General features: G+C 59.5%; 13 protein-coding genes, 2 pseudogenes and 1 riboswitch. Of the genes and pseudogenes, 5 read left to right on the top strand and 10 right to left on the bottom strand.

What is annotated here, in order from left to right; translation table 11 throughout:
* Window positions 1-349 precede the first annotated feature (349 nt).
* From I6L37_RS06780 to I6L37_RS06765, 4 genes and pseudogenes are all read left to right on the top strand, one after another.
* Window positions 350-985, top strand: coding sequence for a Vat family streptogramin A O-acetyltransferase (locus tag I6L37_RS06780; protein WP_216993589.1), 636 nt, complete (start codon window positions 350-352; stop codon window positions 983-985).
* 28 nt (window positions 986-1,013) lie between these two features.
* Window positions 1,014-1,430: pseudogene (locus I6L37_RS06775) on the top strand (GNAT family N-acetyltransferase).
* Window positions 1,430-1,972, top strand: a complete 543-nt coding sequence (locus I6L37_RS06770) for a GNAT family N-acetyltransferase (RefSeq protein WP_216993588.1) — start codon at window positions 1,430-1,432, stop codon at window positions 1,970-1,972. The pseudogene I6L37_RS06775 and the gene I6L37_RS06770 overlap by 1 nt, the downstream one beginning before the upstream one ends.
* A 265-nt stretch (window positions 1,973-2,237) precedes the next feature.
* Entirely contained in the window at window positions 2,238-3,596 is a 1,359-nt protein-coding gene (locus tag I6L37_RS06765; protein WP_106844165.1) for an FRG domain-containing protein, read from the top strand.
* A 577-nt stretch (window positions 3,597-4,173) separates the two neighbouring features.
* Here the strand turns inward: I6L37_RS06765 and thiH (I6L37_RS06760) are convergent.
* A pseudogene (thiH, locus tag I6L37_RS06760) lies at window positions 4,174-4,377 on the bottom strand (2-iminoacetate synthase ThiH); the annotation flags it as partial.
* Between the two features lie 107 nt (window positions 4,378-4,484).
* Between thiH (I6L37_RS06760) and I6L37_RS06755 the strand changes: the two are divergent.
* A complete protein-coding gene (locus tag I6L37_RS06755; protein ID WP_026457977.1) occupies window positions 4,485-4,784 on the top strand; it encodes a hypothetical protein in 300 nt (99 codons plus the stop codon).
* A gap of 176 nt (window positions 4,785-4,960) precedes the next feature.
* Here I6L37_RS06755 and thiH (I6L37_RS06750) read toward each other — a convergent pair whose 3' ends face one another.
* From thiH (I6L37_RS06750) to I6L37_RS06710, 9 genes are all read right to left on the bottom strand, one after another.
* A complete protein-coding gene (thiH, locus tag I6L37_RS06750; protein ID WP_216993587.1) occupies window positions 4,961-6,109 on the bottom strand; it encodes a 2-iminoacetate synthase ThiH in 1,149 nt (382 codons plus the stop codon).
* Entirely contained in the window at window positions 6,106-6,873 is a 768-nt protein-coding gene (locus tag I6L37_RS06745) for a thiazole synthase (RefSeq protein ID WP_216993586.1), read from the bottom strand. The genes thiH (I6L37_RS06750) and I6L37_RS06745 overlap by 4 nt, the downstream gene beginning before the upstream one ends.
* A 1-nt stretch (window position 6,874) precedes the next feature.
* Complete coding sequence (gene thiS / locus I6L37_RS06740) at window positions 6,875-7,081, bottom strand: sulfur carrier protein ThiS (RefSeq protein ID WP_064337452.1); 207 nt, start codon at window positions 7,079-7,081, stop codon at window positions 6,875-6,877.
* Window positions 7,078-7,854 (bottom strand): HesA/MoeB/ThiF family protein, encoded by a 777-nt coding sequence (locus I6L37_RS06735; RefSeq protein WP_216993585.1) that lies wholly within the window; start codon window positions 7,852-7,854, stop codon window positions 7,078-7,080. The genes thiS and I6L37_RS06735 overlap by 4 nt, the downstream gene beginning before the upstream one ends.
* Complete coding sequence (gene thiE / locus I6L37_RS06730) at window positions 7,844-9,454, bottom strand: thiamine phosphate synthase (protein WP_216993584.1); 1,611 nt, start codon at window positions 9,452-9,454, stop codon at window positions 7,844-7,846. Before thiE ends, I6L37_RS06735 begins: the two co-directional genes overlap by 11 nt.
* Window positions 9,451-11,442: a phosphomethylpyrimidine synthase ThiC gene (gene thiC, locus I6L37_RS06725; RefSeq protein WP_302056963.1), complete on the bottom strand. Its 1,992-nt coding sequence runs from the start codon at window positions 11,440-11,442 to the stop codon at window positions 9,451-9,453. Before thiC ends, thiE begins: the two co-directional genes overlap by 4 nt.
* A gap of 256 nt (window positions 11,443-11,698) precedes the next feature.
* Window positions 11,699-11,812: riboswitch (TPP riboswitch) on the bottom strand.
* Between the two features lie 109 nt (window positions 11,813-11,921).
* Window positions 11,922-13,379 (bottom strand): aerolysin family beta-barrel pore-forming toxin, encoded by a 1,458-nt coding sequence (locus tag I6L37_RS06720; protein WP_216993583.1) that lies wholly within the window; start codon window positions 13,377-13,379, stop codon window positions 11,922-11,924.
* A gap of 277 nt (window positions 13,380-13,656) precedes the next feature.
* Window positions 13,657-14,127: a hypothetical protein gene (locus I6L37_RS06715; RefSeq protein WP_216993582.1), complete on the bottom strand. Its 471-nt coding sequence runs from the start codon at window positions 14,125-14,127 to the stop codon at window positions 13,657-13,659.
* 72 nt (window positions 14,128-14,199) lie between these two features.
* On the bottom strand, window positions 14,200-14,616 hold the full coding sequence (locus I6L37_RS06710; protein WP_216993581.1) for a hypothetical protein: 417 nt from the start codon (window positions 14,614-14,616) through the stop codon (window positions 14,200-14,202).
* Window positions 14,617-14,686 lie beyond the last annotated feature (70 nt).

The raw sequence follows: 14,686 nt of genomic DNA, 5'->3' as shown, positions 1-14,686 counted from the left end.
GGCACAATTGGCTGAACGGCTGAGCTGGGGAGGAAAAATACGTTGAGTAATGGGCAAGCCAGCGCGGCCAGCCCGCCATCGCACCGGACGGCGCTCAATCCCCGGCCGGCCAGCATTGAGGGGCGGGAGTATAACAACTGGGGTCAGTCAGTAAAAGAATCGGCGGCAGCGGGGGCCTTTTCCCCCGGCTCCACGCCAAACAGGGCTCCAATGGCAGCACTTTTGCCTGTTTCTATATCCTCATCTGGCGGCTCTCAGAGTGGCAGCCTGCGCCATGCCACAAAAAGGTGGCGCCGATCCTCTCGATTCCGTTACGGTAACCCGAGCCCAGATTCGAAAGGAGCACCCCATGCACGGACCCGACCCCGCCAACCCGCACCCCATGGCGAGCTTCCCCCAGGTGTGCTTTATCAAGAACACCATCAAGGGGCCCAATATCGAGGTGGGTGACTACACCTACTACGATGACCCCGAGGATTCGGCAGGTTTCGAGCGCAACGTCCTCTACCACTTCCCCTTCATCGGCGACAAGCTCATCATCGGCAAGTTCTGCGCCATCGCCCGCGGGGTGAAGTTCATCATGAACGGCGCCAACCATCAGACCTCCGGCTTCTCCACCTACCCCTTCTTTGTCTTCGGTAACGGCTGGGAGCGCGCCGCCCCCGCCCCGGGCAGCCTCCCCTACAAGGGCGATACCGTCATCGGCAACGACGTCTGGATTGGCTATGAGGCCCTGATCATGCCGGGGGTCAAGGTCGGCAACGGCGCCATCATCGCCGCCCGCGCCGTGGTCACCACTAACGTGCCCGACTACGCCGTCGTCGGCGGCAACCCCGCCAAGGTGATCCGCTACCGCTTCGACGACGACACCATAGCGCGCCTCAACGCCCTCGCCTGGTGGGACTGGCCGGTGGAGCGGATCAGCCAGCACGTGGCGCTGATTAGCAGCGGGGAGATCGCCGAGCTGGAAGCGGCAACCCGATAGAGACGACCACCATCAAGCAGGAAGCACTATGCAATTAACCACACCACAGCCGCCTCAGGACGATGAGATCGAAGCGCTGCGCATTGGCCTCTCGGGATACAACACGGGTCACGCAGGGACCCATCTGCGCGAGCGGATCGCCAGCTTTATCAAGGATGAATAGGGTGTGGTGCTGGGCGGCATTCTGGGGGAGATAAAATGGGGCTGGCTCCATATCGAGGGGCTTTGGGTCGATGACGCCATCCGCCAAACTGGCTGAGGGGCCCGCCTGCTCGGCGCCATGGAGCAGTACGCCCAGAGTAAGGACATCACCAATTACCATCTGGAAACCACCAGTTTCCAGGCCCTCCCCTTCTACCAGCAGCAGGGTTACGAAGTCTTTGGCCAGTTACCCGATATGCCGCCGGGGCATATCAGTTACTTTCTGAAAAAACAGGAGCGCTGATGACCTTCCCGTCCCTTGCCAATGCCCAGATCGTGATCCGTCCCTTCGAGCCGGGCGATGCCGACGAGTTTGTCCGAGCTGCACACGAATCCATCGAGACGGTCGGCCGCTGGATGAGCTGGTGCACTCCCTCGTTCAACCGGGAGCAGGCGCTGGCCTGGTTTGCCACCTGCGATCAGGATCGCGCGGCGGGACGCGCCTTTGATATGGGCATTTTCTGCGCCACCACCGGCCAACTGCTGGGTGGCGCCGGAATCAACCAGCTGTCACCCCATCATCGCTACGGCAATATCGGCTATTGGGTACGCCAATCCCGCCAAGGATGCGGTATCGCCCGACAGGCGGTCGCCCTGCTCCGTGACTTTGGCTTTCAGCAGTTGGGACTATTTCGGCTGGAGATCGTGATGGGAGTTGGCAACAGCGCCAGCGAAGCGGTTGCCATTGCCGCCGGGGCTACCTTTGAGTGCCGGGCAAGAAACCGCATCTTCCTACATGGTCAGCCTCTTGATGCGAATATCTATTCTCTTACACCATCAAACTAAATCCTGTGCAGATTAATCCAAAGCACAGGGTCAATTATCACCGCGGTCTCCCTGAAAATACCTCACACAAGCTGATCGTCGGCTCTGCAAGGGTTGAGTTACCATATTCTTGTTGTGCCAAGAGAATGCGTGCTCTGTAGCATCTCACACTTTTAACAAAAAAAGATTCATATAGCCCTCCATAGATCGTACCCTGATAAGCGACTTAAAAACTACTCAAACATGAAAACTTTACGATTCCATTTCAAAAGATAGCGAAAAAATTATGTTCAACTTTATTATGAGCGTTGAGTCACCAACATGGAATATGCATTATGATATGCATGGCTCGTCATCTTTCCCCTTATCTAGGTTTCTAGAGTCCACTCAAACAGACATTACAAACAGACTGTATCCAATAACTGAAAATTCATTATCATTCGTTGAAAACCTTCCAGCTTTATTCATGACTGAAATGGAATCGGAACTGAGTGAAGAGGGAACTAAAAACTTCGTCAAAGTTAGAGTGGGAAAGATCTTCAATCTTAAAATTGAAGATCGAGATATCACTTTCAGCTTCGAAATAGAAAACGACTTTGGCAAAGTATACATTGAGTCTGCAAAAACTTATGAGAAAATATTAGGAACAGGTTCTTTTGGGCTACACAGAACCCATTGGTCCGTTAAAGATAAAGGGCTGTCAGATGTTTTGAATGAACTGGGATTAGAAGAACTCAAGTCTAATTTAGAAATTATTCCTCCCCCACCAGTACAAACCTCAAATACAATCTTCGTAGATAGTGTAGAATCATTTCTCAGTATCGTTTTCTCTACACAAGAAGATGACAACAACGATGATTTATCCGAAGTGTTCTATCGAGGTCACTCTAATTCCAATTATAAGTTAGAGCCATCACTCTTCAGGAAAAACAGAGATGGAATTTATCGATACCTCTCGAATGAAGATAAGATGACAAGAGAGTTGTTAACGGTACAAGCTGCTGAATTTCTATCCGACAAGTACATGCTAGATAAATTAGTTAGAATGCAACATTATGGTTTACCGACACGACTACTGGACGTTACATCGAACCCACTTGTTGCATTGTATTTTGCTTGTTCTGAAGAACATAAAGACAAAGATGGCTGTGATATAGATGGACAAGTAATAATATTAAGAACAGGAAAAGAAAACATTAAGTTCTTTGACTCTGACACAGTGAGCTGTATATCTAACCTTGCACTTCTTTCTACCCCTATGAAAGATGCTCTGAATACAGCGATGTTACCAAATGAATTTAATGAATCCCCCCCTTGCTCTCAGTTGGTTCATCTAATAAAAGATGAGAAGTCATATTTCGAAAACAAAATAAATCCTAATGACATTGAAAAAATACTACTTGTTAAAGGACGAATTTTAAACGACAGGATCTCTTCCCAGTCAGGTTCATTTCTTATATTTGGTCATAACTCCATTCTCCCCGAGACAGGTTTGAGCAACATTGCTATACAGAAAATAAATATAAGAAACAAGGAGGTCATATTAAAACAATTAAACAAGCTAAACATAAACGAGAGCACTGTATACCCTGGAATAGAAAAGGCAGCCAAGGAAATTGCCAAAAAATATGATGAAAAATATTAAGATAAATGATGCATGTGTTATTAATCATGTTGTAGCCATAATATATTTAACCTCTACATTTACTACCGCAGTGCATTACGCTTCGCTTATTATTCCTACAGTTCCCTTGACGTGACGGTGGGCACAATCTTGATTCCTCCTCCAATCCGCCGAGGGGAAGGTGCAAGGTAAGGAGCGCCATCAGGGATGATGGCGCAGACGCAGCCGGCACAGGGATGTGCCGGCTGCGGCGGTCCGTCCGACCTTGCACCTAACCCGAGGGAAACCGCGTAGCGGTCGGGTTGGCGGGGGTGGCCGCTCGATTGGTGACTTTTCTTTGGCCACGCAAAGAAAAGTTACTCGCCCCGGCCCGAAGGGCGGGCGAAACCCCGTCGAGGCCGGCGGCCTCGAGTCCTGCACGGCAAAGCCGTGCCACCACACAACGGCCCCTGCCGCCAACGGCATACCTCGGAACGGACGATTACGCCTGACGGCTAATCGACCCTACGACTGCACGGTGCAGCCGTGCCTGCTTGCCACAGGCACGGAGTCTGGCTGAACGCCGGGATGCCACCAGCAACGGGGGGCGTGGCCGCCCCTATCGGCCCAGGAAGGGTTCCCAATCCTTGAACACCGGCTGCAACCCCGCCTGCCGCACGGCGGCGGCCACTTCCCCCACCGGGCGGTCGTCGTGGATGGCGAACTGCTCCAGCTCCTCTTTATCCCCCTCGGTATAGCCCCCCGGCTGGGTGCGCGACTCGGCCGACATCTGGGTGATGCCAAGGCGCACCGCGCCGTTTCGAAGCAACAACCTCACGACTTGCACAACACCATCGAATTGGCTGAAATGCAGAAGATTCTGAAAAATAGTTACAGTAGGATTTCCGTTATTACACATTTGAGGTTGCCATGTCCGACAAGACTAAAGACATCAGAGAAGCGCTCGCAGAGGCACTGATACATGCCGAAGAAAAAGGTGACCTTGTCATTACAACAAGTGTAATCGACGGCATTACCGTCCCCATGGCTGAAGCAATCAAGACTGTATATGCGGGAATGTTTACAACTCATGAATTGTCCGCGCTGAGCAACTTGGCATTCCATGCAACGCAAGATGCCAATTTTTACGATTGGGAAATGCCAACACTTATCGGTTTATCCCGAGAAGAGATGCAGTCATTGGGAGAAAAGCTGCGTGACCTCACCTAGCGGCAACACAGCGTAAAATTGTTTGCGTTCCCACTCTCACCCCAACACAGAATGGACGATTACGCCTGACGGCTAATCGACCCTACGATTGCACGGCGCAGCCGTGCCTGCTCGCCACAGGCACGGAGTCTGGCTGGACGCCCGGATGCCACCAGCAAAGGGGGGCGTGGCCGCCCCTATCGGCCCAGGAAGGGTTCCCAGTCCTTGAACACCGGCTGCAACCCTGCTTGCCGCACGGCGGCGGCCACTTCCCCCACCGGGCGGTCGTCGTGGATGGCAAACTGCTCCAGCTCCTCGGCATCCCCCTCGGCATAGCCCCCTGGCTGGGTGCGCGACTCGGCCGACATCTGGGTGATGCCGAGGCGCACCGCGCCGTTGCGAAACGCCGGCGACTCCCGGGTCGAGAGCGACAGGTCCAGGGTGGGCGAGAAGAGGCGCCAGGCGCAGATAAGCTGCGCCAGCTGGCGATCCGACATGATGACGGAGGGCTCCAGCCCACCGGTGCAGGGGCGCAGGCGCGGGAAGGAGAGCGAATAGCGGCTCTGCCAGTGGTGGCGCTCAAGCCAGGCGAGGTGCTCGGCGACAAAATAACTGTCGGCACGCCAGTCCGAGGAGAGTCCGATCAGCGCCCCCAGCCCTATCTTGTCGATGCCGGCACGGCCGAGCCGATCCGGCGTGGCGAGACGCCATGCGATGTCCTGCTTGTTGCCGCGCAGGTGGTGACGGGCATAGGTGGGGGCGTGGTAGGTCTCCTGATAGACCATGACGGAGTCGAGGCCGAGAGTCTTGAGCTCGGCGTATTCGTCCTGGGAGAGGGGCTGCACCTCCATCGCCACCGTGCTGAAGTGGCGGCGGATGATGGGCATCACCTCGCGGAAATAGCCGAGCCCCACCTTGGTCTCGTGCTCGCCGGTCACCAACAACACGCTGTCAAAGCCGCGCGCCTTGATGGCGAGACACTCGCGCTCTATCTCTTCTGCATTCAAGGTCTTACGCTTGAGGCGATTGCTCATGGAGAAGCCGCAGTAGGTGCAGTCGTTGGCGCACAGGTTCGACAGATAGAGGGGCACATAGAAGCCGATGGTGTTGCCGAAACGCTGGCGGGTCAGGCGCTCGGCCTCGGCCGCCATCCGGGGCAGGTAGGCCTCGGCAGCCGGGGAGAGCAGCGCCATAAAGTCATCCAGGCTGCGGCGCGAACTGGCAAGCGCCCGCTCCACGTCCGCGGCGGTCTTGGCGCGCACCTGCATCCCCACATCGTCCCACTCCAGCGCCTGCCATCTATCGAGAAAACTCACGCCCTCGATGGGGTCGAAGTGCACGCTCATAGGGCCCCCAGAAAATCGGTGAGCGGGCTGGAGGCTTGCGCCTGCAGGGCGCGGGCGCCGAGACCCGCCTCATAGGCGCTACGGCCTGCCTCACAGGCCAAAGCGAAGGCGCGGCCCATGGCGACCGGGTCGCCGCTCACCGCGATGGCGGTATTGACCAGCACGGCGTCGGCGCCGAGCTCAAAGGCGGCGGCCGCGTGGCTAGGCGCACCGATGCCCGCATCCACCACCACGGGCACATTGGCCTGCTCGACGATGATGGAGAGAAACTCCCGGGTCACCAGACCCTGGTTCGAGCCGATGGGCGCACCGAGCGGCATCACGGCGGCGCAGCCCACCTCTTCCAGCCGTTTGCACAGCACGGGGTCGGCGCCGCAGTAGGGCAGCACCACAAAGCCCTCTTTGACCAACTGCTCGGCGGCTTTCAGCGTCTCGATGGGATCGGGCAGCAGATAGCGCGGATCGGGGTGGATCTCGAGTTTGAGCCAGTGCGTCTCCAGCGCCTCGCGGGCCAGGTGGGCGGCAAACACCGCCTCGGCGGCGGTCTTGGCGCCGGAGGTGTTGGGCAACAGCTTGACCCCGAGTTGCAGCAAGGGGCTGAGGATATCGTCGTGGGCCTTGCCGGGTTCGAGGCGCTTGATGGCCATGGTGACGAGCTGGGAGCCGCTCGCCTCGATGGCGGCGGCCATCAGTTCCGGGCGGGCAAACTTGCCGGTGCCGGTAAAGAGGCGCGATGAGAAGGTGTGATCGGCAATCTTGAGCATGTCAGCCTCCCGCAATGGCAGTAAAGAGGTGGAGTTCATCCCCGTCATTGAGACGGGTCTCGGCCCAGCGGCCACGGGGCAGCACGGCGCCGTTAAGGGCCACCGCCACCCCCTGGGGATTGACCCCTTGCGCCGCAAGCAGGTCGGCCACGCTCTGCCCTGCCGCCAGCGGCTGGGCTTTATCGTTGAGTCGAATGGTCAAGGTCATGGGGTGATTTCCTTGTGCTGCCCGCAAACCGGGCAATCGGGATCGGGGGCCAGGGTGAGGGTCTGCCACTGATGGGCCAGCGCGTCGAAACGGCGCAATGTACCGGCGACCGGGCTCGGCAGACCGAGCAGCAGTTTCAGTGCCTCCAGCGCCTGCAAGGTGCCCATCACCCCGACCAAAGGGCCGGTAACGCCACTGGTCTCGCAGCTCTGGCTCACCTTGGTATCCTGCGGATAGAGGCAGGCGTAACAGGCGTGATCTGCATGGCTTCGCGCCATCAATTGTCCCTGCCAGCCCACAGCGGCGGCGGAGATCCAGGGTTTGCCCTGGGCCACGCAGGTGGCGTTGATGGCCTGGCGGGTGGCCAGGTTGTCGCAGCAGTCGACAACCAGATCCACCTCTTCCACAAACCCGGGCAGGCTGGCGGCATCGAGCCGCTGATTGATGGCGATCAGCTCCACCAGGGGGTTGTGGGCGGCCAAGCGTTCGCGGGCCAGCTCCGCCTTGGAGTGGTTGACCGCATCGACATCGAACAGGATCTGGCGCGGCAGGTTGCTGGAGTCCACGGTATCGCCATCGGCAAGCCACAAGGTGCCCACACCAGCCCCGGCCAGATAGAGGGCGAGCGGCGAGCCGAGCCCGCCGAGGCCCACGATCAACACAGATTTGCCTTTCAGCCGCACCTGCCCTTCTTCACCCACTTCCCCCAGCATCAGCTGACGGCCGTAGCGCAAATACTCTTCGTCACTGAGAGACGCGGCATCAGAGCGCATGGTCCACCTCCCGCATCACGCTGGCCGAGCGTGGCTCATCCCCCGCCCCCACGGCGGCGAGCAGCCGTTCGGTCGCCCCCTGCCAGTCGTCACTCGCCGTGATGGCCGAGACCAGGGCGATGCTGCCGACCCCACTCTCTTTTACCGCCGCGACCCGCTCCTCGCTGATGCCGCCGATGGCCACCGTCGGCCACTCCGCCATCAGGGCACGGTAGTGGTGCAGCCGCGCCAGCCCCTGGGGGCGCGAAGGCATCGCCTTGGTGTTGGTCGGGAAGATATGGCCCAGCGCGATATAGGAGGGGGCCAGCTCGCGGGCGCGCATCAGCTCGAAGTAGCCGTGGGTGGAGATGCCAAGGCGCAGCCCCGCCGCCTGAATGGCGGCGAGATCGGCGGTCTCCATGTCCTCCTGCCCCAGATGCACGCCCCAAGCGCCCGCCTCGATGGCCTGCTGCCAGTAGTCGTTGATAAAGAGCCGCGCCCCATGACGGCGACCGAGCGCGACCGCCTCAGCAATGGCCGGCGCCACCTGGGCGACGGGCAGGTTCTTGATGCGCAGCTGGATCGTCTTGACCCCGGCCCCCAGCAGGCGTTTGAGCCACTTGACCGAATCCACCACCGGATAGAGGCCGAGGTTGTGTTCGGTCGGCGCGAAGGGGCCCTGCGGCAGGCGGGCACTGCTTGTCTCATACAGGCCGAAGCGGCGATCCAGGGCTGACCCCGCCAGCACTGCGCGGGGGAAGTGGGCAAGATCGGCTGGCCAACCCAGGTGGGCGATGGGGCCGGGGCCTGCCCCCACCCCCTGCGCCGCCGCCAAGCCTTGTTGCAGGTAGGCGCGCGCCAGGGTGATGGCGTCTTCCACCGGGTAGTCCTGCGCCACCACGGCGGCGATGGCGCTGGCGTAGCAGCAGCCGGTGCCGTGGCCGTGGCGGGTATCGAGGCGCGGCGCTGCCAGCCAGAATTCGCGGGTCTCATCCTGGTAGTAGTCGAGGCAGAGATCCCCGCTCCACTCAAGGTGGCCCCCCTTGACCAGCACGGCGCGGGCGCCGAGTTCGCGCAGTCGCCGTGCTGCGAGGCGCACCAGCTCAGGACTGGTGGCTGGCAGACCGGTCAGGGCTTCCAGCTCGGGGCCGTTGGGGGTAATCAAGGAGAGGCGCGGCAGCAGGTGCTCGCGCACCGCCGCCAGCATGCCGGGCTCTGCCATGGGGGTGCCAGTGCTGGCGATAGCCACCGGGTCGTAGACCACGAAGGGAGCATCGACGGTCGACAACCTGCGGGCCAGCACCTCCACATGGAGCCGGGTCGGCAACAGGCCTACCTTGATGGCGGCGGGCGGCAGATCGACGCTAAGGGCGTCGATCTGGGCGGTGAAGGTCTGCATCAGCACGGGGTCGACCATCTTCACCGCCACCGAGTTCTGGGCCGTGATGGCGGAGATGACCGAACAGCTGTGCACGCCCAGATCGTGCATGGTGTGCAGGTCGGCCTGAATGCCGGCCCCGCCGCCGGAGTCGGAACCCGCTATGGTCCAGACCACGGGGCGCGGAACCGCCGTCACCGCTGTCAGGTCGGCGGGGCTAAAAGCCCCGCGCTCCCTGTTCACGCCTCCTCCCCTGCGGCCTGCTTCAGGGTCGCCGCTTGGTGGTAGATCTCGCCGCCGGTCTCCTTGAAGGTCTCCGCCATCCGCGCCATGCCGTTCTCCACCTCGGCCACCACCCGCTCCTGCTGGCCGTCCATGCCCACCAGCTTGATCTCTACGGCTTCCAGCTTGGCGGCATAGTCGCGCACGTCCTGGGTGATCTTCATGGAGCAGAACTTGGGCCCACACATGGAGCAGAAGTGTGCCACCTTGCCGGACTCCTGGGGCAGGGTCTCGTCGTGGTAGGCGCGGGCGGTGTCGGGATCCAGCGCCAGATTGAACTGATCCTCCCAGCGGAACTCGAAGCGCGCCTTGGACATGGCGTTGTCACGGATCTGGGCGCCCGGGTGGCCCTTGGCAAGGTCCGCGGCGTGGGCGGCGATCTTGTAGGTGATGAGCCCCTGCTTCACGTCTTCCTTGTTGGGCAGGCCCAGGTGCTCCTTGGGGGTCACGTAGCAGAGCATGGCGCAGCCGTACCAGCCGATGAGCGCCGCACCGATGCCGGAGGTGAAGTGATCGTAACCCGGTGCGATGTCGGTGGTGAGCGGGCCCAGGGTGTAGAAGGGCGCCTCGTGGCAGTGCTCCAGCTGCTCGGTCATGTTGCGCTCGATCATGTGCATAGGCACGTGGCCGGGGCCTTCGATCATCACCTGCACGTCGTACTCCCAGGCAATTTTGGTGAGCTCGCCCAGGGTGCGCAGCTCGGCAAACTGGGCCTCGTCGTTGGCGTCGTAGACGGAGCCCGGGCGCAGGCCGTCACCCAGGGAGAGACTGACGTCGTAGGCGGCGCAGATCTCGCAGATCTCGCGGAAGTGTTCGTAGAGGAAGTTCTCCTTGTGGTGGGAGAGGCACCACTTGGCCATGATGCTGCCACCGCGGGAGACGATGCCGGTGAGGCGCTTGGCTGTCATGGGCACGAAGCGCAGCAAGACGCCTGCGTGGATGGTGAAGTAGTCCACCCCCTGCTCGGCCTGTTCGAGCAGGGTGTCGCGGAACAGCTCCCAGGTGAGATCCTCGGCGATGCCGCCCGTCTTCTCCAGCGCCTGGTAGATGGGCACTGTCCCGATGGGCACCGGACTGTTGCGCAGGATCCACTCGCGGGTCTCGTGGATGTAGCGGCCGGTGGAGAGATCCATCACTGTGTCGGCGCCCCAGCGGGTGGACCACACCAGCTTCTCCACTTCCTCTTCGATGCTGGAAGTGACCGCCGAGTTGCCGATGTTGGCGTTGATCTTCACCAGGAAGTTGCGGCCGATGATCATGGGCTCGGCTTCCGGGTGGTTGATGTTGCAGGGGATGATGGCGCGGCCGGCAGCCACTTCATCGCGCACGAACTCGGGGGTGATGTTTTCGGGCAACCTAGCGCCAAAGCCCTTGCCCGGATGCTGGGTGCGCAACAGCTCGGAGCGCACCCGCTCGCGGCCCATGTTCTCGCGCAGGGCGATAAATTCCATCTCGGGGGTGACGATGCCGGCGCGGGCATAGTGCAGCTGGGTCACCCGGCGACCCGGCTTGGCGCGCCGAGCGCTGGGCAAATGCTCGAAGCGCAGGTGATCCAGCCCCTCGTCGGCCAGGCGCTCTTGGGTGAAGACGGAGCTTAGGCCCTCCAGCGCCTCGGTGTCAGCGCGCTCCAGCACCCAGTTTTCACGCAGGCGCGGCAGACCGCGGCGCACGTCGATGGGGGCAGCCTCTTCCCCATAGAGGCCCGAGGTGTCGTAAACCGGCACCGGCTCGTTGGGCTCGAACCGGGGATCCTCTTTGGTGCCGCCGACGAAGGTGTCGGCCAGCTGGATCTCCCGCAGGGGCACCCGGATGTCAGGGCGGGAGCCTTCAATAAAGATGCGGCGGGAATTGGGGTGAGCCATCCCCTTAAGGTTGTCGATAAAGGTCTGGGCGCTGGATCGCTGCTCGCGGCGGCTGGATTTGGCGGTATCAGAAATATTGGTAGACATAGCAAAACTCACATTAACTGGTTGAAGTTATGGGTGTTTGCTTGTCTGGAGTTCGAGGAGAAGATGAACTTGCGGCGGGGTGTGTTCGGGGGAGTGGGCGATGGATCTCTCCTACCCTGCTGACCCTCTCTCCCTGACAGGAGAGCCGGCGCCTGATGGACGACCGGTGGGGACAACCTCCCCCTGTGCGCCTGTAGCAGCCAGAAGCGGTCTGCCTCTGACTGGCGGGAAGGTGCTCCTTCCCCGGCGCGGTAACCCGCAAGTTACCCTTGTTTCCCTTCGCAGGTCTTAACCTGATCAGGTTCCACGGATCCCGAATTAACGGTCTCAGCTTAGCGTCGTTCGACGGTCAGCACTCCGACAAGATGGCGCCAGTATAAGTGGGGTTTTGCAAAGTACAACCCATTAACACGCCCGACCAGTGCAAAAGAAAGACCGGGCACTGGGCCCGGTCTGATCGTTACGTTGCGTGTGCTTGTTTAATTGCGAGCAGGGGTCACCGAGAGCGTGACATTCTCGAAGCCCAGATTGGAGAGCTCCTGGGCATCCAGCGGGATATCCAGCTTGAGCCCGTTGACACCTCGCCCATTGCCTCCATTGCCAAGTGGCACTGCGTTACCGATCTCGATATTGCCGGCAAACTGGCCCTCGGCATGGAAGTCACCCGTGATGCTGGCACGAACCGGGCGCAACACCCTGGCCAGGCTGTCCTGCATGGTGGCGAGGCCGTTCTGCTGGATGGCCCAGTTCCAGTCCCACCACTTCATCTCGCCCGGGATGTAGCGCTTGTCCCACTGGTAACGGATGCTGCTTGCCTTGTCCTTGAAGGGGCCGATGGCAAAGGTGTGGCGCATCACTGGGCGTTCACCCGGGTGAGTATGCCAGGCATTGCCGCTCCAGCGCAGGAAGCCTTCCAGAGTCAGGTCATAGCTCACATCCGCCTTGAACTCGTAGGGGTAGGAGATATCTGCCTTGTAGAGTTCGATCTTCACCGGGATCTTGGAGTGAGCCGGCACCTTGGGGCGCACCGACTGGGACAAGCCAGTACTGACGGTCCCTCCGTTCTGGGAGGCCCAGGACTGGTTTGCGGCAATCTCGATGGAGACCTCGGTTTCCCCCACCAGCGGCCACTTGAAGGTGTTCTTGGTCGACACCTTCTCGCTCAAACCATAGGTGTTGGTCTTGGACCAGTTGTTCATGGTGGTGTAGTTCAGGGTCACGTCATAGCCGGACTGCTCGATATCGCTGTCATTGATTGCCCAGCCCACCACCGTCTTGATCAGGGTGCGATTGGTCTGGGTCACCTCACCATGGCTGAAGCTGGCCGGATCCAGGGTGTAGGCGAAGTTGTTGAGACGGATGCTGCTCTTCTCTTTGCAGCGATCGCCCTCGCATGACCCGTTCTCGTTGCCACTAACCACCCAGTCGTCCCCCTCACGGGTCACGTCCATGTCATCTCCGACAAACTGGCTGTGATCGCCTCCGACCCAGGCATAACCGAGGTAGTGCGCCAAATAACTGGCCGGCTTGATGAAATTGGCGCTGTCATGAACCAGACGCCACTGCACGTCGACTTCATCACCATCGGGGATATTAAAAGCGGATAATACCGGTATTTCAGCCTTGGTCGGGCGAACAGGATAACACCAGGTTGTCGATGCCTTGCCCGGTTTTATTTCACCGTTATAACCTGGCCCAAGAATAACCCAATTATTGGCCAACCCACTGATTTGCCACTGCCCCATCATGGCCGCAATATTATTACGGACACTCTGCGCCTCTTCACGATTCACCGGGCGATAATCGGTGCCACAGACATCTTCCCCGAGGGAAAAGAGGCGCAACTGGTCAGGATAGATGGGCTCTGCGGCACCGGCCTGAGTGGCCAGCGTGGCGGAGATGATTAATGACAAGCCTGTTATTTTGAGTGCTTTCATAGCAACCCCTTATTTTATTAAGAACAACACGAATGAGAGGGTTATTTTTATTACAAGCAGCACGCCAGACCACCATATCAGTCGAGGTTATTTTGACTCAAGCCGGAATATTTATTTTCATGATCCAAACACAATGCAAACGTTTTATTGGAGCGATAACTTTAATGACCAAAAACTTAAAAGCACTATTCTTTAAATGAAATAAAATCTAACAATTTTATATATTTTAAAATATCCTGACTCATTGGATAAATCAGCCAAGCGATATTTCCCCGATTTATTCCGTGATTTCATCTTCCGGATTGACGACCAGGATCGCCTGTAATCGCCCCGCCTCATCCCGGGTCAACACCAGCTCGCGCCCCGGTTGCAGGTCGCCGGGGCCGCCATTGAGCCAGCGCGTGTGGCGGTCAAAGCTCACCTCCCCCAGCCCTGCCATCGAAAGCGTTCCGGCATCTTGTGCGATCAGGGGCGCCTGCGCCCGCCGCCAGCCATCCTGCTGCCGGGGCGGCGCCAGAGCAATCTGCTCGGCCACGCCGTCACGGCTCCAGATGGCCAGACGCATACCGGGCCTCAAATCAGATAACTGCCGAATGCCCTCCAGCCGGGCGCTGCCCAGCTCGAGTTCGGCCCCCTGAAACTGCAGGCGCAGGCCGTCGTTGTGTTCCAGTTCCACCAGCCAGAGTTCGCGCTCGGCAGCCTGGGTATAAAAGGGCAGAGAGAGGAGAAGAAGGATGGCGGGTTTCATGTGGCGGCCCATGGTCAAGTGCAGGAGGAGCCTTAACTATGGGCCGGGATGGGGAGATTTTCCGCTGGCGGGTCAGTCGTCCTGGCGGCAGCGGCTCAGGCGCATGCCGTCGAATTTGCACTCCAGCTCGAGCCAGCGCCCTTCAAACGGAGCCAGGCTGTTGTCCGAAGTGGTATAACCCCAGATCCGCCCCCGCTCGACCGGCCCTTCCAGCTCCATCTCGTCCGCTTCGTCGATCGCTTCCACTTCCCGCACGTAGCGCACGCCGTCCAGCACCACCCCTTCCAGATCGACCCAGGTGCCGCCGAGATCGTCTTCGTTGAGCCAATCCTTGAAGCGGGTCTGATCGTCGATCACAAACGGCAGACCATTGACCATCAGCTGCCCCAGCTGCCAGGTGGTGCGGCCGGTCAGCTTGAAATCGGCGGCATGTGCCATGCCAAATGGCAGCATGAGCAACAACAGCAGGGCACAGATAGGTTTCTTCATCGGGGATCCTCGGGGTTACACTGGCACACAGGATGCCGTATCCGGTGTGAAAAGACCGTGAAAAGGTCGC

Source organism: Aeromonas sp. FDAARGOS 1407 (genome assembly GCF_019048725.1).
GTDB classification, from domain to species: Bacteria; Pseudomonadota; Gammaproteobacteria; order Enterobacterales; family Aeromonadaceae; genus Aeromonas; species Aeromonas enteropelogenes.
This window is presented reverse-complemented; position numbering and strand designations above follow the sequence as displayed.